Source organism: Sphingobium sp. (genome assembly GCF_035511395.1).
GTDB lineage: Bacteria > Pseudomonadota > Alphaproteobacteria > Sphingomonadales > Sphingomonadaceae > Sphingobium.
The window spans coordinates 1-22,519 of record NZ_DATKFP010000408.1; the positions used below are offsets into that span (position 1 = coordinate 1).

Annotated in this window: 23 protein-coding genes and 1 pseudogene; 8 read left to right on the forward strand and 16 right to left on the reverse strand. The window is 62.9% G+C overall.

All coding sequences use genetic code 11. The features are described from left to right. A pseudogene (locus VMR39_RS27300) lies at positions 1-274 on the forward strand (hypothetical protein); the annotation flags it as partial. A 457-nt stretch (positions 275-731) separates the two neighbouring features. Here VMR39_RS27300 and VMR39_RS27305 read toward each other — a convergent pair. The 10 genes from VMR39_RS27305 to VMR39_RS27350 form a co-directional block, all read right to left on the reverse strand. Beyond that, complete coding sequence (locus VMR39_RS27305; RefSeq protein ID WP_325421159.1) at positions 732-1,010, reverse strand: hypothetical protein; 279 nt, start codon at positions 1,008-1,010, stop codon at positions 732-734. 130 nt (positions 1,011-1,140) lie between these two features. Continuing rightward, a complete protein-coding gene (locus tag VMR39_RS27310) occupies positions 1,141-1,779 on the reverse strand; it encodes a Crp/Fnr family transcriptional regulator (RefSeq protein ID WP_325421161.1) in 639 nt (212 codons plus the stop codon). 151 nt (positions 1,780-1,930) lie between these two features. Next, a complete protein-coding gene (locus VMR39_RS27315; RefSeq protein ID WP_325421163.1) occupies positions 1,931-2,503 on the reverse strand; it encodes a DUF1003 domain-containing protein in 573 nt (190 codons plus the stop codon). An 18-nt stretch (positions 2,504-2,521) separates the two neighbouring features. Then, entirely contained in the window at positions 2,522-3,526 is a 1,005-nt protein-coding gene (locus tag VMR39_RS27320; RefSeq protein ID WP_325421165.1) for a UDP-glucuronic acid decarboxylase family protein, read from the reverse strand. A gap of 24 nt (positions 3,527-3,550) precedes the next feature. After that, entirely contained in the window at positions 3,551-4,630 is a 1,080-nt protein-coding gene (locus VMR39_RS27325; protein WP_325421167.1) for a CgeB family protein, read from the reverse strand. Continuing rightward, on the reverse strand, positions 4,627-5,733 hold the full coding sequence (locus tag VMR39_RS27330; protein ID WP_325421169.1) for a CgeB family protein: 1,107 nt from the start codon (positions 5,731-5,733) through the stop codon (positions 4,627-4,629). Before VMR39_RS27330 ends, VMR39_RS27325 begins: the two co-directional genes overlap by 4 nt. Then, entirely contained in the window at positions 5,730-6,851 is a 1,122-nt protein-coding gene (locus VMR39_RS27335; protein ID WP_325421171.1) for a CgeB family protein, read from the reverse strand. Before VMR39_RS27335 ends, VMR39_RS27330 begins: the two co-directional genes overlap by 4 nt. Then, positions 6,848-7,909 carry a glycosyltransferase family 4 protein gene (locus VMR39_RS27340; protein WP_325421173.1) on the reverse strand — a complete coding sequence of 354 codons (1,062 nt, stop codon included), beginning with the start codon at positions 7,907-7,909 and terminating at the stop codon, positions 6,848-6,850. The genes VMR39_RS27335 and VMR39_RS27340 overlap by 4 nt, the downstream gene beginning before the upstream one ends. A 17-nt stretch (positions 7,910-7,926) precedes the next feature. Further along, a complete protein-coding gene (locus VMR39_RS27345) occupies positions 7,927-9,009 on the reverse strand; it encodes an SDR family NAD(P)-dependent oxidoreductase (RefSeq protein WP_325421175.1) in 1,083 nt (360 codons plus the stop codon). Then, positions 9,006-10,118, reverse strand: a complete 1,113-nt coding sequence (locus tag VMR39_RS27350; protein ID WP_325421177.1) for an NAD-dependent epimerase/dehydratase family protein — start codon at positions 10,116-10,118, stop codon at positions 9,006-9,008. Before VMR39_RS27350 ends, VMR39_RS27345 begins: the two co-directional genes overlap by 4 nt. 308 nt (positions 10,119-10,426) lie before the next feature. Here VMR39_RS27350 and VMR39_RS27355 point away from each other — a divergent pair, with 308 nt between their 5' ends. From VMR39_RS27355 to VMR39_RS27385, 7 genes are read left to right on the forward strand one after another with little or no spacing between them, the layout of a single operon-like run. After that, positions 10,427-11,047, forward strand: coding sequence for a histidine phosphatase family protein (locus VMR39_RS27355; protein WP_325421179.1), 621 nt, complete (start codon positions 10,427-10,429; stop codon positions 11,045-11,047). Continuing rightward, on the forward strand, positions 11,044-11,871 hold the full coding sequence (locus VMR39_RS27360; RefSeq protein WP_325421181.1) for a TIGR04290 family methyltransferase: 828 nt from the start codon (positions 11,044-11,046) through the stop codon (positions 11,869-11,871). The genes VMR39_RS27355 and VMR39_RS27360 overlap by 4 nt, the downstream gene beginning before the upstream one ends. Further along, a complete protein-coding gene (locus VMR39_RS27365; protein WP_325421183.1) occupies positions 11,868-12,791 on the forward strand; it encodes a glycosyl hydrolase in 924 nt (307 codons plus the stop codon). The genes VMR39_RS27360 and VMR39_RS27365 overlap by 4 nt, the downstream gene beginning before the upstream one ends. Before the next feature lie 14 nt (positions 12,792-12,805). Further along, complete coding sequence (locus VMR39_RS27370) at positions 12,806-13,927, forward strand: inositol-3-phosphate synthase (RefSeq protein ID WP_325421185.1); 1,122 nt, start codon at positions 12,806-12,808, stop codon at positions 13,925-13,927. Further along, entirely contained in the window at positions 13,924-14,937 is a 1,014-nt protein-coding gene (locus VMR39_RS27375) for an MDR/zinc-dependent alcohol dehydrogenase-like family protein (RefSeq protein WP_325421187.1), read from the forward strand. The genes VMR39_RS27370 and VMR39_RS27375 overlap by 4 nt, the downstream gene beginning before the upstream one ends. Continuing rightward, a complete protein-coding gene (locus tag VMR39_RS27380; protein ID WP_325421189.1) occupies positions 14,934-15,974 on the forward strand; it encodes a Gfo/Idh/MocA family oxidoreductase in 1,041 nt (346 codons plus the stop codon). The genes VMR39_RS27375 and VMR39_RS27380 overlap by 4 nt, the downstream gene beginning before the upstream one ends. Beyond that, the gene (locus VMR39_RS27385; RefSeq protein WP_325421191.1) at positions 15,971-16,537 is read left to right on the forward strand and encodes an NUDIX domain-containing protein; all 567 of its coding nucleotides are present in this window, start codon (positions 15,971-15,973) and stop codon (positions 16,535-16,537) included. The genes VMR39_RS27380 and VMR39_RS27385 overlap by 4 nt, the downstream gene beginning before the upstream one ends. On the opposite strand, the gene VMR39_RS27390 is transcribed toward VMR39_RS27385, so the two are convergent. From VMR39_RS27390 to VMR39_RS27415, 6 genes are all read right to left on the reverse strand, one after another. Beyond that, entirely contained in the window at positions 16,538-17,938 is a 1,401-nt protein-coding gene (locus tag VMR39_RS27390) for a Coenzyme F420 hydrogenase/dehydrogenase, beta subunit C-terminal domain (RefSeq protein ID WP_325421193.1), read from the reverse strand. Further along, the gene (locus tag VMR39_RS27395) at positions 17,935-19,029 is read right to left on the reverse strand and encodes a polysaccharide pyruvyl transferase family protein (RefSeq protein ID WP_325421195.1); all 1,095 of its coding nucleotides are present in this window, start codon (positions 19,027-19,029) and stop codon (positions 17,935-17,937) included. The genes VMR39_RS27390 and VMR39_RS27395 overlap by 4 nt, the downstream gene beginning before the upstream one ends. Beyond that, positions 19,029-19,511: a DUF6165 family protein gene (locus tag VMR39_RS27400; protein ID WP_325421197.1), complete on the reverse strand. Its 483-nt coding sequence runs from the start codon at positions 19,509-19,511 to the stop codon at positions 19,029-19,031. The genes VMR39_RS27395 and VMR39_RS27400 overlap by 1 nt, the downstream gene beginning before the upstream one ends. 1 nt (position 19,512) lies before the next feature. Next, complete coding sequence (locus VMR39_RS27405; RefSeq protein WP_325421244.1) at positions 19,513-20,451, reverse strand: hypothetical protein; 939 nt, start codon at positions 20,449-20,451, stop codon at positions 19,513-19,515. A gap of 155 nt (positions 20,452-20,606) precedes the next feature. Then, positions 20,607-20,993 carry a response regulator gene (locus VMR39_RS27410; RefSeq protein WP_325421198.1) on the reverse strand — a complete coding sequence of 129 codons (387 nt, stop codon included), beginning with the start codon at positions 20,991-20,993 and terminating at the stop codon, positions 20,607-20,609. After that, positions 20,986-22,410, reverse strand: coding sequence for a sensor histidine kinase (locus tag VMR39_RS27415; RefSeq protein ID WP_325421200.1), 1,425 nt, complete (start codon positions 22,408-22,410; stop codon positions 20,986-20,988). Before VMR39_RS27415 ends, VMR39_RS27410 begins: the two co-directional genes overlap by 8 nt. Positions 22,411-22,519 lie beyond the last annotated feature (109 nt).

Consider the following 22,519-nt stretch of genomic DNA (forward strand, 5'->3'; position numbering starts at 1 on the left):
CGGTGACCTGATGGATCTCACGGCTCTTGGCTTTGCGGCAAGACGGGCGAACGGTCGACCGGCGTTGTGGGGCGCAGTTGCGTTCGTCGCCGGGGCTGCCGCACTCGACGCGCTGGTGGCGCGCGCCCTTGACCGGCAGGCCGGAAAGGCTTCGCCTCTGGTGATGGGCCCGGCTTCTCCGGTTTCGGTGCGTGCTGGCCGCCATGCAACCACGATCGAACCGGACAGCAAGCGCCTCGTCCGGGCGCCTGATGTGCCTTCTCAAACACCTTGACCCATCCACCCAGGAGTTCGGTTCATGATACGCAGATTATTGTTCGGTGCCGGGATCGGCGTTATCGCAAAGACGATCGCCGATCGTGTGGGGGCACGTCAACATGTGACGGAAGCCTCTGATACAGAGATTCTGCGTGACGAAAGTGACCTGGACACCGAACAGTCGGTCGGAGAGCCGAGCGATGCGACGGGCCATGTTCCCACCGATCTGTTGGGCGACGAGCATCCGGACGGTTCGGAACGCGCGGACGACCATTTTCGGCCAGATCCCGGCGGATCCGTGGATCCCGAGGATCGTGAGAGTATGCGTCCAGTAACGTTGCCTGCGCCCCATGATCTACCCGGTCGATAGCGCTGGCCTACCGATATTCACCTTGTCCGGAGGAGCCTGTCATCCGCGACGATGTGCGTGCGATCGATGTTTCTGGGACTTAACCGGACATAAGGCGCCGACCTCAATCGTCCGCTTCGTCTTTCCGAACGAATTTGAAGAAGCGGCTGGTGGTGCCGTTGCTGGCCTTATCCTGATATAACAGTTCGATGTCAGACTCGTCGAAAATAGCAAAGAATTCGCTCCAGTCGATCTCCTCCAGCGATTCCTCTTTCTCGCCGAAATCGAAACGTAACACGCCGCCCTTATCGCCTTTAGTCCGAACGACGGCCGGACGACCGCCCCTGTCTTCGGCCCATTTGCGAATAGTGCTGTGATCCGTCGTACGTTCAGCGCTGCTCATCATTGTCTCCTCGATGACCATTTCAGGGTATAACGGCAGGAGTTGGCGCGAGCTCCCGGCGGTTGCTGTACGGTCAGAACATGGGATAATCGGCGCTCACTTCCCGGCACAGACAATCATCGTCTGCTATTCAGATCAGCATTTCATCCGGTGCCAAGGCCGCGGCTCTTCGCAATCCTCCAAGATCCAGGATGCGGAGCCATTTGGATTGGAGGTCCAGCAGTCCTTTCGACCGCAGGGACTGGAGCGTGCGATTGACGTGTACCGGGGTGAGGCCGGTTACGTCGGCGATATCCATCTGGGTCAGCGGCAGGGCGCATTGCTGGCCGTAAGCCAGACCCGCCCCTCGCATGCGCTCGAACAATTCGAGCAAGAGGTGGGCGATCCTTTCAAGAGCAGTCTTTCGGCCCAATGAAACCTGCCAGCTCGCCTGGCGCTCGCAGCTGTCGGCCAGACTTCTCAGAAGTTTATGTTCGTTTTCCCCCTGCGGCCCAACCGGCAAACGGCAAGGTAACTGTACGGCGCGAACGATGGTCAAAGCTATGACCGGCTGGGTGGGGAGGCGTCCCAGGATCCAACTGGGGTCGCAGCACTCGCCTGGCAGATAGAGGGCAGTGATCTGCCGGCGCCCATCTGCAAGCATGCGAAAGCGGCAGGCCCACCCTTCCAATAAATGGAGAACAGCTGCGGGCGACTCATTTTCCCGCGCGACGAAGTGCTGCGGGCGGAAGAACACGACATCCTCATTCGGTGCAACTTGGCTTAACATAGCTAGTCCCTGTTAATCCCCCAAAAGGCATGTTAGCCAATCTACGAAAGCGCGAATTCACCTATGTTGATTTCGAAAAATATTACCTGCATATGAACGGATAAGAAGAACAACCTACCGCATGAGCTTCCCATGTCCGGCTTCATGCTCATCATTCCTGCCGCGGACTCTCTTCATCGTCGAGCACGTCGAGGACGGCCTCCGGCGCTACATCACGCTCCAGCTCGTCCAACTCCGGGTCTTGGGCCTCCGCAATGCCGAGCCGATCCGCGATTGCAGCGGTGAGCCGGACCAGCCGCGTCACTTCATGTTCGGCCAACAGGCTGACCTGCAGGTCCAGCTGCGCGCGCTTGTCGGCCGCCGCAGCCGCGCGATTCTGGCTGATGAGTACGAATGTTGATAGGAATATCGCCTCCACCGATGCCCAGGTCGCCAGAATGATGAACTTCGGGTCGAAAGGCTCTACGGGCGGCAACATGCCCAGGTTGAGGACGATCCAAGCGCCGAACAAGGCGAGATGCAGATAGACGAACCGCATGCTGCCGCTAAAAAAAGTGATCGCCTCGGCGACGCGCGTTTGGCGGCTGGCGCTGTTATCCTCCAGCCGCTCGCGGTCCCGCAACGCCTGGATATTGCGTGCCAGGGCCGATGCGAGTCCCGGCGGATCGGGCGGAGCGATCGTGACCCTGTCCTGTTGGTCCTCACTCGTGCGGGGCTTGGCCATAAAAACTGCCGCTCTGGGCTATTCCGCCGCGACCTGTGACATGGACGCTCGAAAGCGCGGGCCGATTTCCGAAGCGAAGAAAGTGCATGTGATGTGGAGGCCTTCCTCCAGCGCAATGCGCGGCTCCCAGTTGAGCAACGTCCGAGCACGTTGGATATCAGGCCGACGACGCCGCGGATCGTCGGTGGGCAGGGGATGGTAGATCACGTCGGATGTCGTTCCGGTTGCCGCGATGATCTGTTCAAGCAGCTCGAGGATGGTGAATTCTTCGGGATTGCCGAGATTGACGGGGGCCAGCTCCGACATATCGGCTTCCATCAGGCGGATGAGCCCCTCCACCATGTCCGACACGAAGCAGAAGCTGCGCGTTTGCGATCCGTCGCCATAGATGGTGATGTCTTCGCCCGTCAGTGCCTGACAGAGCAGATTGGAGATGACCCGGCCGTCGTCCGGGTGCATGTTGGGACCGTAGGTGTTGAAAATTCTAGCGACGCGGACGTCGGCGCGGCCCAGCCGCGCAAAATCGAAGGCAATCGCCTCTGCCGCCCGCTTACCTTCATCATAGCAGGCGCGGGGCCCCGTGCAATTGACCCAGCCGCGATAATCTTCCTGCTGCGGATGCGCTTCAGGGTCGCCATAGACCTCGCTCGTTGACGTGAGGAGGAACCGGGCGCCATGTTGTTCGGCCAGCCGCAGCAGGCGATCGGTGCCGACGACATTGGTCAGCATCGTATGCTCGGGATCCGCCTGATATTGCGGGGGTGACGCGGCGCAGGCCAGATTGTAGATGCGACCGATGTCGCGCCGCCGCGTCACCGCGTCGGGCAATGGGTCGACGATGTCGGAGCGGATGAAGGTGAAGTTGCGGTCACCCTCCAGCGACTGAAGGTTTACGGCGCGCGAGGTCTGGAGATTGTCCAGGCAGATGACTTCATGGCCGCGGTCGAGCAGAGCCCGGCACAGGTGGGAACCGATGAACCCCGCGCCGCCGGCCACGAGCGCTACATCTTGTGTCTGCTTCATCAGTCTTGTCCTTACGAATTGCAGCTATTGCGCCGCAGCGATCTTGTCTGGCGCCAGCATGGTGACCGCTTCGACGAGATGTGCTTCCAGCTCCCGTGCGCGGCTTGCCGCGCCATGTTCGGCCAGGATGCGCGTCCGCGCCGCCGCACCGATCTGCGCCTTGTCCTCATGCAGCCAGACGATCACCTGCTCGGGCTTGTCGGCGAGCAGCACCTCCTGATTGTGCGCCAGCAATTCGCCCAGCCCCGGCCAGATGTCGGAGATGATCGGCGTCCCGCACGCTGCCGCCTCGAACAGACGCACAGATGGGGACCAGCCGGCGGCGATCATGTCGGCGCGGGTGACGTTCAGCGTGTAGCGCGAAGCCGAGTAGAACGAGGGATGTTCGGCTGGCGGCAGATGTTCGATGCGATCGACATTGGCGGGCCAGTCGATGGCGGGAGGATATTGGGGTCCGGCGACGACGAAGCGCTTGTCCGGCATGGCACGTGCCGGCTCGATCAGCAGGCGTTCCAGAGTCGGCTGCCGGTCCGGGCTGTAGGTGCCGAGATAGGAAAGATCCCAACGTTTGGGGATATCCTGGGGCACGTAGGTGGCGGTATCGACCGAGCAGTAGAGCGCACGCGCCATCGGGGAGCCATATTGGCCTTCGATGAGGTCGAGCGTTGGCCCGCCGGTGAAGGAGCAGTAGAGATCATATGTCGCGATCAGTGCGGGGGAGAGATAGTCGCAAGTCCCCTCGCGCAGCCGGGACAGGGTCACAGGCGTGTCGATGTCGTAAAAGGCTGTGACCCCTTGGGCGTGGCGTTGGACGTATTCGCCCACGGCAATGCCGTCGGGCACATATGAGCCGACGATCACCGCATCGGCCGAGGCGATCTCGCCGCGCCATCCATCAAGCGCCGCCGCGCCTTCGTAGAATTCCAGCCGGCAATAGTCGGGGCACTTCAAATCGCGCTGGTCGGCATACCAGGCGACGTCGCGTTCCAGGAACAGGATATCGTGTCCCCGCGCGGCGAAGGCCGAGAGCAGCGCGCGGAAGGTGGTGGCATGGCCGTTTCCCCAGGAGGAGGAGAGGCTAAGTCCCAGGACGACGAGTTTCATGCGCGCTCCATCTGATCTTGGCGTTGAGCGACTTTCGCCCCATGCTCGCGCAGGATCCCATCGACTTGGGCGCCGCGCAGCGCGTAGCTATGCTCCAGCCGAACACGGGCGAGCGCAGCCTGGCCGATATTACGGGCGAGTTCGGGGGTCAGCGCGGAAAGATGCTCGGCCACGTCCTGCCCGTCGCGAGCGACCAGCACTTCCTTGTTCGGGGTCAGGAACAGCTCAATCCCTTCCCAGGCGTCGGTGATGAGGCATGCGGCCGCGCCTGCTGCCTCAAACACGCGGGTGGCGGGGGAAAAGCCGATATGCGCCATGCTGTCGCGGGCGATGTTCAGCACCGCGAGCGGCGTGCAGTTGAAGGCGTTGTGCTCAGCGGTATAGACATGGCCGCGATGGCGGACATTTGCGGGCATCGCCTTCGTTTCCCATCCGTTGCCGCCGACCAGGAACGGGCGTTCCGGCAGCAATGCAGCCGGCTTCAGAAAGAATTCCTCGACCCGTGCTTCACGGTCGGGCAGGCGATTGCCGAGGAAAGCGAGGTCGCAGGCGAAGCGTGGATCGGGCGGCACGGGAAAATGCGTGCCAGGATCGAGCGCGTTGTAAACGGGGATGCATTCGCGCGCGCCAAACTCCTGATAGGCGCGCGTAACGGGATTGCCACCGCCGTAAGTCAACACGAGGTCGAGACCCGGGAGCGCGCTGCGCACGGGATGCGCCGGATCGGCGCGCATCTCGTCCAGCGTCGCCGCGGCGTCGACATCCCAGAAGATCCGCACGGCGCCCGCCCGGGCGCGCCGCATCACGCCGTCGAGCAATTCGTCATCGAAGACGCCGACACCGCTGGCCTTGACGACGACGTCGGCGTGTGCGGCCTCGTTCATGACGCCGTTGAGCCCGTCCACCGTCGCGGGATAGACGATCACGCGCGCCCAATCGGGCGAATCCATATCGCGATGTTGCTGCCGGTCGAAGGCATCCGGCTCGTAGAAGGTGATGTCGTGCCCGCGCGCGCTAAGTTCGCGCAGGATGCCGCGATAATAGGTGGCGGCGCCGTTCCAATAGGATGACAGCAGGCTGGAGCCGTAAAACGCTATCTTCATGCAACAGTCCCCATGGATTCCGGTTGGTGGACGGGCCGCAACGTTGCGGCGATATCCAAAAGTTCGCGGGCCCGGTGCGCGCAACTGTGGCGCGCGCGCACTGTCTCGATACCCTTGCTGACCAGAGACGCACGCAGATCGGGATCGGACGCGAGGCTTTTGAGGTGGCGGGCCATCTCGGCGCCGGTGCGCGCGACGAGATAATCATCGCCCGGGCTGAACAGGCTCTCGCTGTCGCTCCACGGAGCGGAGATCAGGGGGATCCCGCACGCCAGCGCCTCGAACATGCGGATCGTGGGGATACCTGGCAGCCGCTTCGTGTAGAAGCGCCGGGGAACATGGACCGTGGCGAGATGCCGGGCGAAAATCTCCGGCGCTGCGGCGTTGGGCGCCCAGCCGTGATAGCGAACGCCATAGCGCTCCAGCGTGCGCAAGGCAGCGTCGGGATAGCGTACACCGTAGACATCGAGAGGCAGGCCCGCCGCCGGAGCCGGTCGGAACAGATATTCTTCCAGCTCGGCGGTGCGCTCTCCATCGCCCCAATTGCCGATCCAAACGAGGCCGCTTCGCTCACCCTCTTCCTCGGGCGGCTGGAAGTGGCGGATGTCGGCCGCTTCGTGCCAGGTCCAGACCCGGTTGCCCCAGCCCCAGCGGCGATAGACATCCGCCAGCGTCTCGCCAAAGGCGAGAACCCCGTCGAAGCCCGACAGGTCGAAGGCACGGATGGCGCCCGGGTCGGACACGGCACGATGATGGGTGTCATGGAAAAGCAGAGTGAACCCGCCACCACCCGCTCTGATGTCGCCGAGCCGGGCCACGAGCGAGGGCTCATTCCATTCATGGACGATCACGACGTCCGCATCGTCCAACAGGTTCTCCGGCTGCTCGTCATCGCCGTAGCTGCGCGTGCGCAATTCGGGATAGGCAATGCGAAAGGCGGTCAGACCCGCCTCGCCATGGTCGGCAAGCAAGTTCGACAGGCTCCAATTGCCCTCCGGCTCGAGCGCCAAAACATCATGGCCAAGCATCGCGAGTTCGCGCAATACCCCGCGCAGGAAATGCGCATTGCCATGGTTCCAGCAGGATAGCAGCGAGTGCGTGAAATAGCGGATTTTCATGCCGCCACCCTGCGCTGCACCTTGTCATATAATGATGCCATGCGGCCGGCCATGACGGCGGGCGTGTAGCGGCGGGCCCGTTGCTGGGCACGCCGTCCCGCTTCCAGCCGGCGTGGCAGGTCTTCGACCATGTCCTGGATGACGCGGGCATAGGCTAGCGGGTCGCGGGGATCGACAAATGACGCCACGTCGTCCCAAAGCTCGCGGAACGTGGGGATGTCGGACAGTATCAGCGCGCAGCCGGCGATGGCCGCCTCCAGCACTGCGAGACCGAATGGCTCGTAGAGTGCTGCCGATGCGAATACCGGGCGCGCCGCCAGTTGCCGCGCCAGCGCCGCGTCGTCGAGCGAGCCCAGCGGATGCAAAGCCTGAAGGCTGATCATATCGCCTTGCGGCGAGCGCCGTGGACCCGCCGCCTTGAACGGTACGCAAATTCGGGCGGCCGCCTCGTCCAGCACCCGGACATTCTTGCCCTCGTCCCACAGTCGCCCGGCGGTGAAGACGAAATCCTGCATTGCGGCCGGAACAAGCGGCAAGCTGCGGCCATTGTGCACCGCCATCGGCGCGACGCCGTAATGGCGCTGCGCAACAGCGGCGAAGGCAGCGCTAGGTGCGACGGCGATATCGGCGCATTCCAGCCCTTTTTTTACCAGCACCGTGCGCCAGACGAAATCGTCGGGCGCGGGTCCGCCCCGCACAGCGGACCACCATGTGGCGACGCAGCTATGTAATGTTGCGACAACCGGACAGGGATAAAGCGCGGTGTTGGCCAAGGCCGGCGTATGCAGTTGCACGATGTCGGCGTGAAGATCGCCCGCCATTGCCGCGAGGCGCTCTTCGGCGGCGGCGATGGATTCTGGCTCATCCGCGAGCCATTCCAACGGGAGCCCCGTTTCCGTGATCCGAAGATTTTTGACCCCTGCTGCGCTCTCTCGCTGTGAGCTTTGAAGCGGCGGCCCCAGCACGGCCAGCGTCACATCATAGCCGAATGGCTGGAGCGCCGTGGCAAGTTCGATCGAATATTGCCACACGCCACCAACCGCGTCGGCTGTCAGCAACAGGTGCCGGCCACGCCTCACAGCGCATTGGCCTTCAGGCGCGCCGGCTCTTCCCGGGTGTCTTGCGCGTGTCTCTCCCGGATAAGCCACTCGGCAAGATCGGCCACGCCCTGCCGCCATGGCTTGCGCCGGTCGAGGCTGATTGCCGTCCGCAGCGCGTGTGTATTCGCCACGAAATAGCGCTGATCCCCCGCCCGCCAGTCAGCCATCTCGATGGTAAGCGGGAGCTTGAGATAGGTGCCGACAAAGTCGAGGAGCTGCCGCAGGCTGACGGCATTCTGGACGCCTCCGCCAAGGTTGAACGCGCGACCGCGTACCCGCGCTATGTTGCGCCACACTCCAAGATAGGCATTCACCGCGTCGCTCACATCGAGGATGTCGCGGACTTGGCGACCGTCGCCATAAAGGGTGATCTGTCGCCCATCTAGCGCGCTGATCAGAAAATGGGCGACCCAACCCTGATCCTCCGTGCCCATCTGCCTTTGGCCATAGATACAGCTCATGCGCAGCACTGCGGTCGGCACGCCGAAACTGCGGCCATAATCCAGAACATATTGGTCTGCCGCGCCCTTCGAACAGCCATAGGGCGTGTGGAAATCGAGCGTGCGGTTCTCGTGGATGCCATGTGCCCGCAGCGCGGGATCGGCCGGCTGATAGGCCTCGCCCGTGACGCGAAATTCCAGGTCATCAAGGCCGCCATAAACCTTGTTGGTGGACGCAAAGATGACAGGGGGCGGCACGGCGCAATGCCGTGCGGCTTCCAGCAGGTTGAAGGTGCCCAGTGCATTGACGGCGAAGTCCACGCGCGGATCGGCAAGGCTGGTCGTTACCGCGACCTGCGCCGCCATGTGGAACACCGCCTTAGCCTGGCCGACGGCGCGATCGACGGTCTGATCGTCGCGAATATCTGCGGTGAGCGGCATGATCCTGTCGCCATGCCGCTCTTCAAGCCAGGCGAGATTGCGTTCGACGCCGGGACGCACGAGCGAGTCGAAGATGATGACATTGTGGCCCTCTCCGGCGAGCCGATCGGCGATATTGCTGCCGATGAAGCCGGCGCCACCCGTGATCAGGACAGGTCGTGGATCAGCGTCGATCATGCGACAAGCCCTCGCGCTTCCAGTTCGGCGCGCGCGTCGGCGACGCGGTCCTCGGCAGTCTGCTGCGCGACCCATTCGGCAAGTTCCGACAGGCCATGCTGAAAATCCTGCCGTGCCTGGAAGCCCAGCACATCGGCGGCCAGCGTCGTATCGCAGAAGCAATGCCGGATATCGCCGGTCCGCGCTTTGCCGACGATTTCAGGCTCGATGTCGTTCTTTCCCATGGCGGCGGCCAGCGCCTGGGCCACTTGCGTGACCGAACGGTCCTGCCCCGAGCCGATGTTGAACGTGCCCCCTGCGGCCGGCGGCAGGGTCAGCGCATCGGCGAAGGCGCGGGCGACATCCGTTACATGAACGAAATCCCGCCGTTGCTCGCCGTCTTCGAAGATCATCGGCTTCTGGCCGTTCAGCAGCCGCGATGCGAAGATCGCCAGCACGCCGGTATAGGGATTGGAGAGGGCCTGGCCGGGGCCATAGACATTGAACAGGCGCAGGCAGACGCCTTCCATGCCATAGGGCGCGGTCATGATATGGGTCGTGCGTTCCTGCACATATTTGTTGAGCGCATAGATGGAGGCGAGGTTCGGCCGTTTCCATTCGGGCGTGGCGACCGGCGCCAGGGGCCGGCCGGCGCGGTCGGTCGGCTCCCACAGCTTCTGATTGTCGCGAATCGCGCCGCGTTCCGCATCCTCAACCAGATCGCCGTCTGCGTTGCGATAGAGACCTTCGCCATAGATGCTCATGGAGGAGGCGGTGACGACGCGCCGCACTGGATTGTCGATCAGCCGTTCGAACAGGACAGCGGTGCCGACATCATTGACGGATGTATAGCGCTCGACCTCGTACATCGACTGGCCCACGCCGACTTCGGCCGCGAGATGGATGACGCTGTCGATACCGTCCAGCGCGCGCTCGACCGCGTTGCCGTTGCGCACATCGGCCTGGAGGAACTCCACTTCGCTGTCCAGATCCGCGGGTCGCTTGCCGGCGCCATGAACCTGCTCGATAAGGCTGTCGAGCACGCGCACCTCATGGCCGCGCGATAGAAGCTGCTTGCATACCGCGCGGCCGATAAAGCCGGCGCCACCAGTAACAAGTATTTTCTCCACGGATGTTCCCTTCATGGACCTGGCGCTCGTGCCGGCATCACCCGGACGCATTGCGCGGTATCGGCAGGCAATGGATGGAGGAACATCTTCTTCTACCCCTTTGTTCCTGAAATATTACAATCCATCAAAGAACAGATTTCGATCACGCTAGATTAATATGAATTAATATGGCATAATCTAGGTTATAATGCGTGATAATTATCCGAAAATATCGCCATGTTTCTATAGTGATATGTTTGTTGCCGTTTAATCTTACTTCCGTTAAGGAACAATTCTACGCTATCCCGGGTTAAGTAGCATCTATGTTGATGCTTGACCAAAATTTCCTACCAGCACATACTTGCCTGCACCTGATACGCCATGGGGTACATTGGGAGTTCGGCCGTCTGTTGAGCGGCCGGGCGGGTTCGCCGCCGCTGACCCCACAGGGCCGGGCACAGGCTTCGAGCGTGGCCGAGTGGACCTGTCGCGCCCGCCCTGTGGCTGTCCATGCCAGCCCGCGCGCACGGACGATGGAAACGGCGTCGATCATCGCGTCCGCCCACGCGCTCGACGTCCAGGAAGTCGATGCGCTGGATGAAGTGGATTTCGGAGCCTGGAACGGCCGAAGCTTCGCCGAACTCGCGGACGATCCGCGCTGGCAAAATTGGAATGGCAGCCGGTCGCTGGCGCGGACGCCGAACGGGGAGACGATGATGGAAGCCGTTGAGCGGACTGTTCGCCATATCGAGGGCGCCGCACTCGCCTATCCAGGCGAGACCATCCTGTGCGTGACCCATTGCGACATCATTCGCGGTGCGATCGCGCATTATCTGGGGCTCAGCCTCGACAACATCCTGCGGTTCGATGTCGATCCGGGATCGATCAGCACGGTGGAACTGAGCGCGCACGGCGCCCGCGTGACGCGCATCAATGAGGTACCGGCATGAAGACTGCGACCATCGCCTCTGGCCAAGATGATGAGGCGGCGCTGCGGCGGGAGATCGTCGCGCTCGGTCCCTGGTTCCACAACTTGCGGATTGGAGGACAACAGACCGCGCCCGATCATTTCCTGGGCGACTATCCCGCATTCAAGTTCGCGCGCTTCGAATCCGCGATCCCCGCCGATCTTTCGGGCAAGACCGTGCTCGACATCGGCTGCAATGCCGGCTTCTATTCGATCGAGATGAAGCGCCGTGGAGCGGCCGAGGTCATCGGCATCGACTCTGACGACCGCTACCTGGCACAGGCACGCTTCGCGGCCGACACGCTCGGTTTCCAGGGCATCAGCTTCGAAAACTTGTCGGTCTATGATGTCGGCAAACTCGGCCGCCGCTTCGATATCGTCATCTTCATGGGCGTGCTCTACCACCTGCGTCATCCGCTGCTGGCGCTGGACCTCATTCGCCAGCACGTGGCCGGTGATCTGCTGTTGTTCCAGACGATGCAGCAGGGTCCGCCCGATGTCCTTCAGGTCCCCGACGACCATCCTTTCCATGTGCCGGGCACCAGCAGGCCGCCGAGCTTCTTCGACAATCCCGCCTACCCGCGGATGCACTTCATCGAGAAGAAGTTCGCGAACGACTGGACCAACTGGTGGGCGCCCAACTCCGCGTGCAGTCAGGCGATGCTGCGCGCCGCAGGCTTCACGGTCGAGATGCAGCCCGAGGAGGAAGTCTATCTTTGCCGTATCGGCCCCGTTCCTTACGCGGAGTGGATGGGCAGCCCGGCCGTCTACCCGGCATTCGGACCGCAGGAGGAGAAGCGCCCATGATCGAAGCCGCGATGATCTGGAACGAGCCCAACAACAAATCGCATTGGGACCCGGAGATCGACCCCGACTGGTCGCTCTATGCCGATATGGTGATCCGCGCCGGAAAGGCGATCCGCGAGGTCAACCCGGCCGTCACGCGGGTGCTGGGCGGCATGTCGCCGATCGACCCGCATTGGGTAAACCGAATGCGCGGTCATGGCGCGCTGGATGCCATCGACGTGGTCGCGGTGCATGGCTTTCCGCTCGACTGGAATCTCTGGCCGATCCATGAATGGCCAGACCGGATCGCCGACATTGAGGCAATCGTGCCGGACAAGCCGATCTGGGTGACGGAAGTCGGGGTCGGCTCCTTCGGCGCCGAGGAGGTGCAGGTCTTCGGCCTCAACCGAACGGCCGAACTGCTGATCGGCCGCGTGCCGCGCGTCTACTGGTACAGCCTTTATGACCTGCCGCAGGACTGGGGCGCCACCACTCGCCATCGTGAGGCGGAAGGCTCCAGCTATTACCGTCATTTCTACATGGGCCTGATCCGCGCCGATGGCATGCCGAAGCTGGCATTGGACGACTATGCAAAGGTGGCGGGCGAGATGGGTCTGATGCAGTGGTTCCATTTCAAGGACCCACGACTGAACGATGCCGTCGCCTGGATGAAGCGGCTGGGAGTCAAGCAATTGCGCACCGGGCTTTCCTGGGCGGACAGCTTCCGCCCCGATGCGGTCGACTGGTTTGACCGGCAGATGGATGCTCTCGCCGATTTCGATGTGACCGTCACCTTCTGCTTCACGCCGGAGCATCTGGGTATCGCACCGCACCACAGCAGCGCCGTTCACGATCCGCAGGCGTTCGCCGACTTCTGTGGGTGGGCGATCGAACGTTACGCGCCTGCGCAACCGGCGCTGCCGATCGCCCGCATCGCCTGAGAAAGGGAAGATACATGCCACCGCCTTCGATCAATATCGGCATCATCGGGATCGGCAATTGCGCGAGTTCGCTGGTGCAGGGCCTTTCCTATTATCGCGCCGAGTGCAACGACCATCACGGCCTGATGCATTGGGACATCGGCGGATATCGCCCCTGTGACATCCGTGTCGCCGCGGCCTGGGATATCGACAGGCGCAAGGTCGGAAAGGATGTGGCCGACGCGATCTTCGCCAAGCCCAATTGCACGCAGGCCTTCTGCCCGGAGGTGGAACCATGCGGCACGCTCGTCGAAATGGGCTGTATGCTCGACGGCTTCGCCGAGCATATGGCGGACCATGTTGACGAGCGAACCTTTCTGCCCGCCGACGCGCTGGAAGCGACGAAGGATGCGGTCGTCGAGCGGCTGCGCGGGGCCAAGGTTGACGTGCTGCTCAATTATCTGCCGGTCGGATCGCAGCAGGCGACGGAGTTCTACGCCGAATGCGCGCTGGAGGCAGGCGTCGCCTTCGTCAACAATATCCCGGTATTCCTCGCCAGCGATCCGCAATGGGCGGCTCGGTTCGAACGGGCCGGCGTGCCGATCATCGGTGACGACATCAAGGCGCAGCTTGGCGCCACGATTGTTCATCGCGTGCTCACCGATCTGTTCGCCAAACGCGGCGTCAAGCTCGATCGGACCTATCAGCTCAACACCGGCGGCAATACCGACTTCCTCAACATGTCGAACCGGACCCGGCTGAAGTCCAAGAAGATCTCCAAGACCGAAGCCGTACAGGCCGTCGCCGAAACCCGGCTGGAGGACGAGAATATCCATATCGGCCCGTCCGATTATGTCGCCTGGCAGAATGATAACAAGGTCTGTTTCCTGCGGATGGAAGGTCAGCTGTTTGGCGGGGTGCCTATGAACCTGGAGCTGCGACTTTCTGTCGAGGACAGCCCAAATTCGGCCGGTGTCGCCATCGATATGATCCGCTGCGCCAAAGTTGCGCGGGATCGCGGGCTGGCGGGGCCGATCCATCCGGCGGCCGCCTATTTCTGCAAGCACCCGCCGCGCCAGATGACCGACGATCAGGCGCATGAGGCGCTGAAGATATTCATCGGGGCCGAACACCCGACAGCGGTGGCGGCCGAATGAGCGATCTGTTGACCATCGATCCGGCCGCGCTCGCAGGCCGCGCGGGCGCGGCTACCATGCGCGCGGCGGTCGTGACTGGACCGGGCACGATCCGCATCGACACTGTGGCGCGTCCCGAACCTGGCCCCGGCCAAGTGCGCATCCGGCTGGAGGGTTGCGGCGTCTGCGCCTCCAACCTTACGCCTTGGGCGGGGCCGGAATGGCAAGAGTTCCCGACGCAGCCGGGATCGCTAGGCCATGAAGGGTGGGGCGTCGTCGACGCAGTTGGCGATGGCGTGGCATCTGTGGCGCTCGGCGACCGGGTAGCGACCCTGTCCCATGCAAGCTACGCCGAGTATGACATTGCGGATGAGAGCGCCGTGGTGTTGCTGCCGTCTGCTTTGGACGGCATGGATTTTCCCGGAGAGCCGCTTGGATGCGCCTTCAACATCTTCCGTCGCTCGGACATACGGGCTGGCCAGACGGTCGCGATCATCGGCATCGGCTTTCTGGGCGCGATCCTGGCGAGCCTCGTCTCGGACACTGGCGCTCGGGTCATCGCCATTTCCCGGCGGCAGTCGTCGCTGGATATGGCGCGCGACCAGGGCGCAGCGGAAACAATCGTCATGGACGATCATCACGCGATCATCGATCAGGTGGGAGCGCTGACCGGCGGACGCTTCTGCGACCGGGTTATCGAGTGCGTGGGCAAATCATGGCCGCTAGACCTTGCCGGAGAACTGACCGCGGAACGCGGCCGGCTGATCATCGCCGGCTATCATCAGGACGGTCCGCGGCAGGTGAACATGTGGCTCTGGAATTGGCGGGGCATCGATGTGATCAATGCCCATGAACGCAACCCGGGGATCTATGCGCGCGGCGTCAGGGATGCGGTGGAGGCGGTGGTATCGGGTCGGCTCGATCCTCAATCGCTCTACTCCCACCGCTATCCGCTCGATCGGCTCGACGAAGCGCTCGATGCAACCCGCGACAAGCCCGACCGTTTCATAAAGGCGATCGTCACGTTATGACAGCGACGGCATCCTCGCACGCGCAGGCATCGGTCATGGCCCGCCCGCGCATCGGCTTTCTTGGCGTCGGCTGGATCGGCCGCAACCGCATGGAAGCGATGCTGGATACCGGCCTGATCGAAACTGTGGCCATTGCGGACGCTTTGTCGGACAACAGAGGCGCAGCATGCCTGCTGGCGCCGAACGCCGCATCCCTCGACTCGCTGGATGCCCTGCTGGAGGAACAATCGCTCGACGGCATCGTGATCGCCACCCCAAGCGCGCTGCACGCGCAGCAGTCGATCCGGGCGCTCGAACGCGGCATTTCGGTCTTCTGTCAAAAGCCGCTCGGGCGCGATCTGAACGAGGTGCGAGCGGTGATCGACGCGGCGCGTGCGGCCGACCGCCTGCTCGGTGTAGATCTGTCGTATCGCGGCACCGCCGGCATGCGAGCGATTCGCGATCGGGTGACAGCCGGCGACCTGGGCGAGGTGCATGCAATCGACCTGACCTTTCACAATGCCTATGGCCCGGACAAGCCATGGTTCTACGATCCTTCTTTGTCGGGCGGCGGCTGCATGATGGACCTTGGCGTCCATCTGATCGACCTCGCCCTGTGGGCGCTTGATTTCCCGGAGGTAGAGAGCATCGACGCCGATCTGTTCAGCAAGGGCAGGCCGTTGACCGACCGCGCCGCGCAGGTCGAGGACTATGGCGTGGCAACCATCCGCCTGGCGGGCGGCAAGGTCGTACGGATCGCCTGTTCCTGGCATTTGCACGCGGGACAGGACGCGGCGATTGCGGCAGAATTCTATGGCGATCAGGGTGGCGCAGCCTTCCGCAACGTCGGCGGCTCCTTCTACGACTTTTCCGCAGAATTGTTTCACGGCACGGCGCGAGAGACCTTGTCGATGCCCTGCGATCCCTGGGGCGGGCAGATGGCGGCTGCCTGGATCCAGCAGCTTGCCCGATCTCCGCAATTCGACCCGGATTGCGAACGGCTTGCGGCGGTCGCAACCGTGCTTGATGGCATCTACGCTGCGGCAATGGCTCGATGAGCGTCGCGCAGATCGTGGGCGACGATATAGTTTATGACGGCTGGTATCGGTTGCGCCGGCTGCGGGTGCGCATGCCCTGCGGCACCGAGGTCGAGCGGCATCTAGAAGACCATGGCTCCGCCGCAGCCGTGCTGCCCTATGATCCGGTGGCGCGTACGGCGCTGATCGTTTCAATGCCGCGCGCTCCCCTTCTGGCTGCCGGCGCTTCCCCGATCTGGGAGGCGGTCGCCGGCACTCTGGACGGTCGCGAAGCCGAGGACTGCGCACGCGCCGAAGCTGTAGAGGAAGCGGGCGTCCTGTTGCGGGCGCTGGAACCCGTCGCGTGCGTCTGGACCATGCCGGCGCTGTCATCGGAACGCCTCCACCTGTTCCTGGCACCCTATGCCGCAACCGATCGGATCGGCAAAGGTGGCGGCGCGGAGGGCGAGATGGAAAATATCACGGTCGCGGAAATCCGTCTGTCGACATTGCGAAGACAATTGTTCGCCGGAGAGTGCGTCGATCCCAAACTCATCATGTTGTCGCAGGCATTGCTGCTGCGTCGACCAGAGCTTTTCGTCTGATCAACGCAATCTGGTCATCAGCCGCTCGGCGCGGTCGAATACGCGCCCGATCCAGCCGCGGGAATAGGTCATTCCCTGATATATCGCCAAGGCGGAGCGGCCCCCAAGGATGAAAAGGCCAGGCTGATGAAAGCGCCTAGCCACTCGGAACAGGACCACGCTGCCGCGCGCGATGCCGTGGCGAAGCCGGTAGATCAGCTTCCGACGGAACGGCAGATTGTGCCGATCCGCTACGACGCGCTTGCGTGGCTGCACGCCTGACCGGCGCCAGGCGAGCCGATAGGCAAGCCCCTCGCGTCGCTGCCGAAAACCGGCCGCTTGCGTCTCCCTGACGAACGCGGCGTCGACCGGCTTGAGTTCGACTTGGGCTGCCGCCCGCCCTTCCGAGATCAGCGCGTGCAATATGGCTGAGCGGACGACTACCACATTCGTCCCCCGACCATCGGACGAATGGGGCTCCACCCAGGCATCGCCGAAGCTGATATCCGCCGTCTCAGCCACGACATCGTCGCAGAAGTCGCACGCGCGGTTCTGGAAGAAGCCCGATCCCCAATCCCCGTCGACGAGATGCCACCAATCCTTCGTTCGCGCTTCGCCATCCCGTCGGTCGAGCCGGGCCGTATACCAGTTTGCCGGACGATCCGGGTCCTTCACCCGGAAATCGACCTGGCTGACGTCTTCGAGACCCATACCCATCTGCCAGGCAAAGCTTTCCACCATATGCCGGCTCTTCATATGGCCGCAAACCAGTCCCATGGTGAAAGCGATACGCTCACGCAGAATGGGATCGGCGCGGGTAGCCAAGTGAACCGCCCTGATGAAGCACGGGATGGCGATCACGGCGTAGCGGCCGGGCACATCGCGCATTTCCCGCAATATGGCGGACATCTCGACGGGATAATAGCGGGACTTCGCCCCTGCGCGCAGGGAGTCCTCGTCACGCGAGATACTATAGCCGAAGAAGGCTTCATCGGTGGGATCGACCGGTGCGACATGGGCGACGCCGTCCACCATGCCCCGGCGCAGCAGTTCGGCCGCAACCCAGCTCACCATGCCGCCTGAGCTGCCCCGGTCGCGGAAGCCGGGCTCGACTGCATGGCCGACATAAGCCGCCTCGAAACGGCCGATCCAGGGATCGATATGGCGCGCGCGAGGGAAGCGGTCGGCCGCGATGATGTCCTCGTCTGGCGCGATCGGAGAGAAAGGACAGCATTTGGAAAACGACTCGGTTCGTCCGCGATGCCAGCGCCGCTCACCCTGCGGCTTCAACTGCCCGTCGGCGTCCCATGCCAGATGGGCCTGCGCCTCCCCGGCAAGGCTGACGCAGCCGCCGCAGCCTGTGCACAGGCCCGAAGACACCATATCGCGCGGACTAACCAGTCGATCCGGCGGGGGCCTCATGACCGCAACGCCAGTGCTTGACGGATATAGCGATCGGATTGGGTTCGTCGCGCCACGATGCGCGCCTCCGCGCATTCATCGATCGGTGCATCGAGCAGGCGTGAGAAATCGCGGTCGCTTGTCCCCTCTGTCACCATACGCTCTTGCGTGCCCAATAGCGCCATCAGGTCGCGCACCTTGTTGAACCGATAGGCGGACGGCGCCGTCACGAACGGCTGCCGGTTGAGCAGCGCGAACACGCACCCATGGAAGAAATTCGTCACGACCGCCTGGGCTCTGGCGATCAGTTCGGCGAACTCTTCGGGGCCTGCATCGATGCGCTGCTCGTCGGCCCAATCGTTGCGATAGCCGATACTGAGGAGGCGATAATTGTTGCCGTCTGCCCATCGCCGGACGTATCGCGCCAGCCAGTCTGGAAAACCGTGACCGTAAACCGCGACATAAGGCCGATCTTCGGATGCCCGGGCGCGTGTGGGCGGCGGGAACTGCAGGCATGGATCGAGCACCAATGCGGGCTCATGGCCGAGCGCTGCCTTGATGATGCTGCGGCTGTTGTCGTCCCGCACGGACAGCGCCGAAAAATTCCGCAGACGTCGCGCCCAATGATCGGACAGCCCCCAGGCGGCATTCTGATTGCCGAAGCTCGCCGCATAAGCGACCAGTCGCGCGGCTATTCCCTGTCCATAGAAAGTCTCGCACCCGCCGTACCAGGGATGTTGGAGGTTCCACACCTCATCGCTGCCCACGATGACGGCGTCATAATCCTCCATCGTCTCCGGCTGGTCCAGCGGGAATGCGGGGGAGAGAGGCAGTTGCGCGAAAGCTTGCCGGAACGTTCGGGTCTTGCGCGCATAGGCCGGAAAATCGGAGCGCGGCGTGCGCATGGGCAAGGTGGGCCGAAAGGCGCAGCGCAATTCCGCCCGTTCGATCGCCACGGACGCATGATCCAGCAGAACAGCGTCGGCGCCAATGCTGCGCAGCCCCTCCACCAGGCAGCGGGCCTGCCAGTAGGAGCCGTAATTGATGCAGCGGTGGAAGGTCAGGATGCCGAACCGGTCGCGACGCACGGTGCTGCTCGCTTGGCCGTGCATCAGCGATCGTTTCCAACCGGACCGATTGCGGCCAAAGATGGCGCGGCATGATGCACCGATAGCCCACGGCCATGACCCACGTCGCCGCGGCTATAGCTTTTCTCCTCCACGATCTCGGAGCCGAGCCGATCGTTGATCTCGCGCTTGATGCCCGCTCGCTGATCGTTCAACCTGTAGACCGATCTTGCAAGGCGGATGAAGGCCGGCCCGAAATCGGCGATCGCCTCCTGTTTGCGGATCGCATCCTCTACTTCCCACAATCGCGCGTTCACCCGTTCGAGACGTTGGACGAGCTGGCCCAGCTCGCCGGAAGCCAGCGCTTCGCTGCCGGCCCGCTGCAAGAGGCGATATTCGGTATCGACATGCGCCCGCGCGTCCGGCGTGGCGATGCGATCCCGCTTGATCGCCAGGATCGTCAGCTTGTCGAGCAACTCGCCCCAGGATACGGGGATGCTCGGACTGGAAGCGAGGGGCGCCTTCACACTAAAGTTCCTTCGCACTGAGCGCGACCGCCGCCAGATCGTGCCAGACTTCCGCCAGCACGCCGCGCCAGTCGCCACTGACCGTTTGGCTGTAGATGCGTATCGAGGGATACCAGGGCGTATGGCGGCTGCCGACCGGCCAGCGCCAGTCCGGCTCCGCCTTGAGCAGCAGCCAGGTCGGCTTGCCCATCGCTCCTGCAAGATGCGCGATCATCGTGTCTGTCGTGATTACCAAATCCATGGCGGCAACGAGGGCGGCGGTGATCTCCATGTCGAAAGGACAGCCGCCGGGGTTCAGCACATCCAGGCTGGTGGGCTCGGGCACCAATGTCAGACAGGGCGCCAAGCTGCATAGCGGCTGCAATAAATCGGCCGGTATGCAACGGGCCGGGTCCCAGTCGCCAGCCTCATAGCAAAGTCCGACGACAGATCGCGGCAGCAAGGCCCGACTGACGGAGATATAGGGCATGGGGGCGTCGGCGGGTCTCGCGCGTAGAGCGAAATCCAGTTCCGTAATCTCCATATCGCATTCTGAAGGCGGAGCGGGTCGGACCGGGTCGAACGGAACCAGTTCAATCCCTTGATGACCAACTTTTTGAAAGACCGCATTGAGCAAAGGGAGCAGCCGCGGCTGCACCTCCACCTTAAGCGATGCGGCGCGTGCGCCGAGCAATGGCAGGAAGCGCGCGAACTGTATCGTATCGCCCAGGCCATGATAACAGCGCACCAGGCAATGCTTCCGATGATAGTCGCGCCCATCCCAGACCCAGCGGTAGTGATAAGGCAGAGTGGGATCGTCGCGCTGTTCCGGCTTTCGCTCTGACAGCGCTTCTTGGGAGATTGCCCAGACCGTGTCATAATCCTGTGCCCGCATGGCGTCGATCCAGCGACTGGTCCGGTCTTTAGAGCTTGCTTGCTGTTTCGCCGTTCCGTCATTCATTGCGATCACATGCGCTGTCCGGTCCACCGACAGGTTTAACCGGGGGCGCATCGGCCGGTTCCTGCAAAGCACCCGCCGACTCACTCAGATTAATGCATGACCTCAAGGGTTGCGCATGCCGCAAATAGGCGGGCGACGCACGGCCGGACCGGCCTTCAGTTGGCGAAGCCCCTGTCCTTCATGATCGTCGCCAGCGCTCCTTCGACGTGTCGGGCCTTCAATGGCTTTTCGGCGCGCGGAATTTCATTGAACCGATCGGGGATGGCACTGCGGTCATAGCCCGTCGCGAACAGGAACGGCACGGCCCTTGCGTTCAGAGCGTCGGCCACGTCGAACACCATCGTACCGCGCAGATTGATGTCCAGGATGGCGGCGTCGATCCGCGGCGCTTCAACTATCCGCGCCAAAGCGGCCTCCACCGTGGGAACGGGACCGAGCACCTTGGCTCCCGCCGCATCCAGCATATCCCGAATCTCGTCGGCGATCAGATATTCGTCTTCCACGACGAGAATATGCAGCCCCGCAAGGCTGAACTCAGCCATTGATCGTCTCCATCATTTTTCTGTCCATGGCTACCGGCACACTGATCGTGCAATGAACGCCATCTTCGGTAAAGCCATAGCTTGTTTCGGCGCCAAGCTGATACGGCAATGCGCGCTCGATCAGTTCACGGCCATAGCCCCCCCCTCGCGGTACGGCGTCTTTGTCGGGCATGTCGGCAACGCCTCGCTCGCGCCAATCGACATGCAATTGGTGGGTGCCGTTGGGCCGCTCCGTGACATCCCACCCCACCTCGAGTAATCCCGTCGGTTGGGACAGCGCGCCGTATTTGACGGCATTGGTTGCGAGTTCATGCAATGCCAAGGCGAAGGTCTGCACCAGCGAGGTCGCCAGCGGCACGCCCAACGGGCCGGACGTCGCTATCTGTTTGCCGTTGCCGTCGTCGTCGAGTTCGACATGGGCTGACAGCTCCGCCCGCAGCAGCCGGTCGAACGCGATTCGTTGCGATCCGCGTTGCGACAAAAGCCCCTGCACGCGCGCCAGCGCTTCCAGCCTGTCGTCGATGCAGCGGCGAAACTCTTCCAGCGAACGCGTCCCCTTGATCGTTCGGAGCATGACCGCCTGCACCACTGCCATCAGATTGCGCGTCCGATGCTGCAACTCGTCGACCAGTACCGACTGCTGCTCGCGAAGCTGCAATATGTCGTCGACGTCCGTGCATGTGCCCAGCCACTCCAGGATCTTGCCGTCCGCCGCGCGGACGGGACTCGCGCGGGTCTGAAAGTGACGATAGCCACCGTCACGCAGCCGCAGACGTCCCTCAAACAGGAAACCATTATGTCGGTCCGCCTGCGCCCAGGCGCGCCGGGCGCCTTCGCGATCGTCGGGGTGAAAGGCTTCGAGCCAGCCGAACCCGCGGCTTTCCTCATTGCTAAGGCCGGTAAACCCCTCCCACTGTTCGCTCGCCCACGTCCATTGTCCGCCTTCGCCCGCGCGCCAGACGAGCTGGGGGATGCCGTTGACCAGTGTGGAGAGCCGGAGTTCGGTTCGGCGCAATATGCTGTTGGCCTCGGTCAGCTCGCGTGTCCGGCCAGCGACCCGCACCTCCAGATCGCTGTTTGCCTTCTGGAGACTGGTATTGGCGACTTCCAGCTCCTCGGTCAGCACCTGAAGTTCCTCGAAAGCTACGCGCAGTTCCTCATCGGTCTGGCTTTGCCTTACCAGCATTTCGGCTTCGCTCGGCGTCGATTGCGGTTCAGGAGGAACAGCCGGCTTGATCAGGTTCAGCGCATGCAACTCCCGTCCCAGCACCGCGATCCGGGTCAACAAGCGGTCTCGGTCCTCCACGACCCGACCATTCTCTTCCAGCGCCGATTCCAGCGCGGTGCGCAGCTGCTCATTTTCGTCGAGCAGGCGGATGATCTCGTCCGGGTCGGAACGGCCGACGGATGATGGCATGGCGGGGCCCTCTGTTAAGCAAGATAACGCGTGGGTTCAGGAAAAGTCGCCAGTTATTTTCGATGCGCATGCGGCGAAAGACGATGCGCGGACGTTACGTTTTTCAAGG

What these genes read in the sequence shown, in the direction of transcription:
- VMR39_RS27315 (WP_325421163.1), bottom strand. Translation starts at nt 2,503, where the DNA reads ATGGCCAAGCCCCGCACGAGTGAGGACCAACAGGACAGGGTCACGATC.
- VMR39_RS27410 (WP_325421198.1), bottom strand. Translation starts at nt 20,993, where the DNA reads ATGGCTGAGTTCAGCCTTGCGGGGCTGCATATTCTCGTCGTGGAAGAC.
- VMR39_RS27305 (WP_325421159.1), bottom strand. Translation starts at nt 1,010, where the DNA reads ATGAGCAGCGCTGAACGTACGACGGATCACAGCACTATTCGCAAATGG.
- VMR39_RS27405 (WP_325421244.1), bottom strand. Translation starts at nt 20,451, where the DNA reads ATGAATGACGGAACGGCGAAACAGCAAGCAAGCTCTAAAGACCGGACC.
- VMR39_RS27385 (WP_325421191.1), top strand. Translation starts at nt 15,971, where the DNA reads ATGAGCGTCGCGCAGATCGTGGGCGACGATATAGTTTATGACGGCTGG.
- VMR39_RS27415 (WP_325421200.1), bottom strand. Translation starts at nt 22,410, where the DNA reads ATGCCATCATCCGTCGGCCGTTCCGACCCGGACGAGATCATCCGCCTG.
- VMR39_RS27395 (WP_325421195.1), bottom strand. Translation starts at nt 19,029, where the DNA reads ATGCACGGCCAAGCGAGCAGCACCGTGCGTCGCGACCGGTTCGGCATC.
- VMR39_RS27375 (WP_325421187.1), top strand. Translation starts at nt 13,924, where the DNA reads ATGAGCGATCTGTTGACCATCGATCCGGCCGCGCTCGCAGGCCGCGCG.
- VMR39_RS27310 (WP_325421161.1), bottom strand. Translation starts at nt 1,779, where the DNA reads ATGTTAAGCCAAGTTGCACCGAATGAGGATGTCGTGTTCTTCCGCCCG.
- VMR39_RS27335 (WP_325421171.1), bottom strand. Translation starts at nt 6,851, where the DNA reads ATGAAAATCCGCTATTTCACGCACTCGCTGCTATCCTGCTGGAACCAT.
- VMR39_RS27380 (WP_325421189.1), top strand. Translation starts at nt 14,934, where the DNA reads ATGACAGCGACGGCATCCTCGCACGCGCAGGCATCGGTCATGGCCCGC.
- VMR39_RS27370 (WP_325421185.1), top strand. Translation starts at nt 12,806, where the DNA reads ATGCCACCGCCTTCGATCAATATCGGCATCATCGGGATCGGCAATTGC.
- VMR39_RS27365 (WP_325421183.1), top strand. Translation starts at nt 11,868, where the DNA reads ATGATCGAAGCCGCGATGATCTGGAACGAGCCCAACAACAAATCGCAT.
- VMR39_RS27360 (WP_325421181.1), top strand. Translation starts at nt 11,044, where the DNA reads ATGAAGACTGCGACCATCGCCTCTGGCCAAGATGATGAGGCGGCGCTG.
- VMR39_RS27355 (WP_325421179.1), top strand. Translation starts at nt 10,427, where the DNA reads ATGCTTGACCAAAATTTCCTACCAGCACATACTTGCCTGCACCTGATA.
- VMR39_RS27390 (WP_325421193.1), bottom strand. Translation starts at nt 17,938, where the DNA reads ATGAGGCCCCCGCCGGATCGACTGGTTAGTCCGCGCGATATGGTGTCT.
- VMR39_RS27325 (WP_325421167.1), bottom strand. Translation starts at nt 4,630, where the DNA reads ATGAAACTCGTCGTCCTGGGACTTAGCCTCTCCTCCTCCTGGGGAAAC.
- VMR39_RS27320 (WP_325421165.1), bottom strand. Translation starts at nt 3,526, where the DNA reads ATGAAGCAGACACAAGATGTAGCGCTCGTGGCCGGCGGCGCGGGGTTC.
- VMR39_RS27345 (WP_325421175.1), bottom strand. Translation starts at nt 9,009, where the DNA reads ATGATCGACGCTGATCCACGACCTGTCCTGATCACGGGTGGCGCCGGC.
- VMR39_RS27330 (WP_325421169.1), bottom strand. Translation starts at nt 5,733, where the DNA reads ATGAAGATAGCGTTTTACGGCTCCAGCCTGCTGTCATCCTATTGGAAC.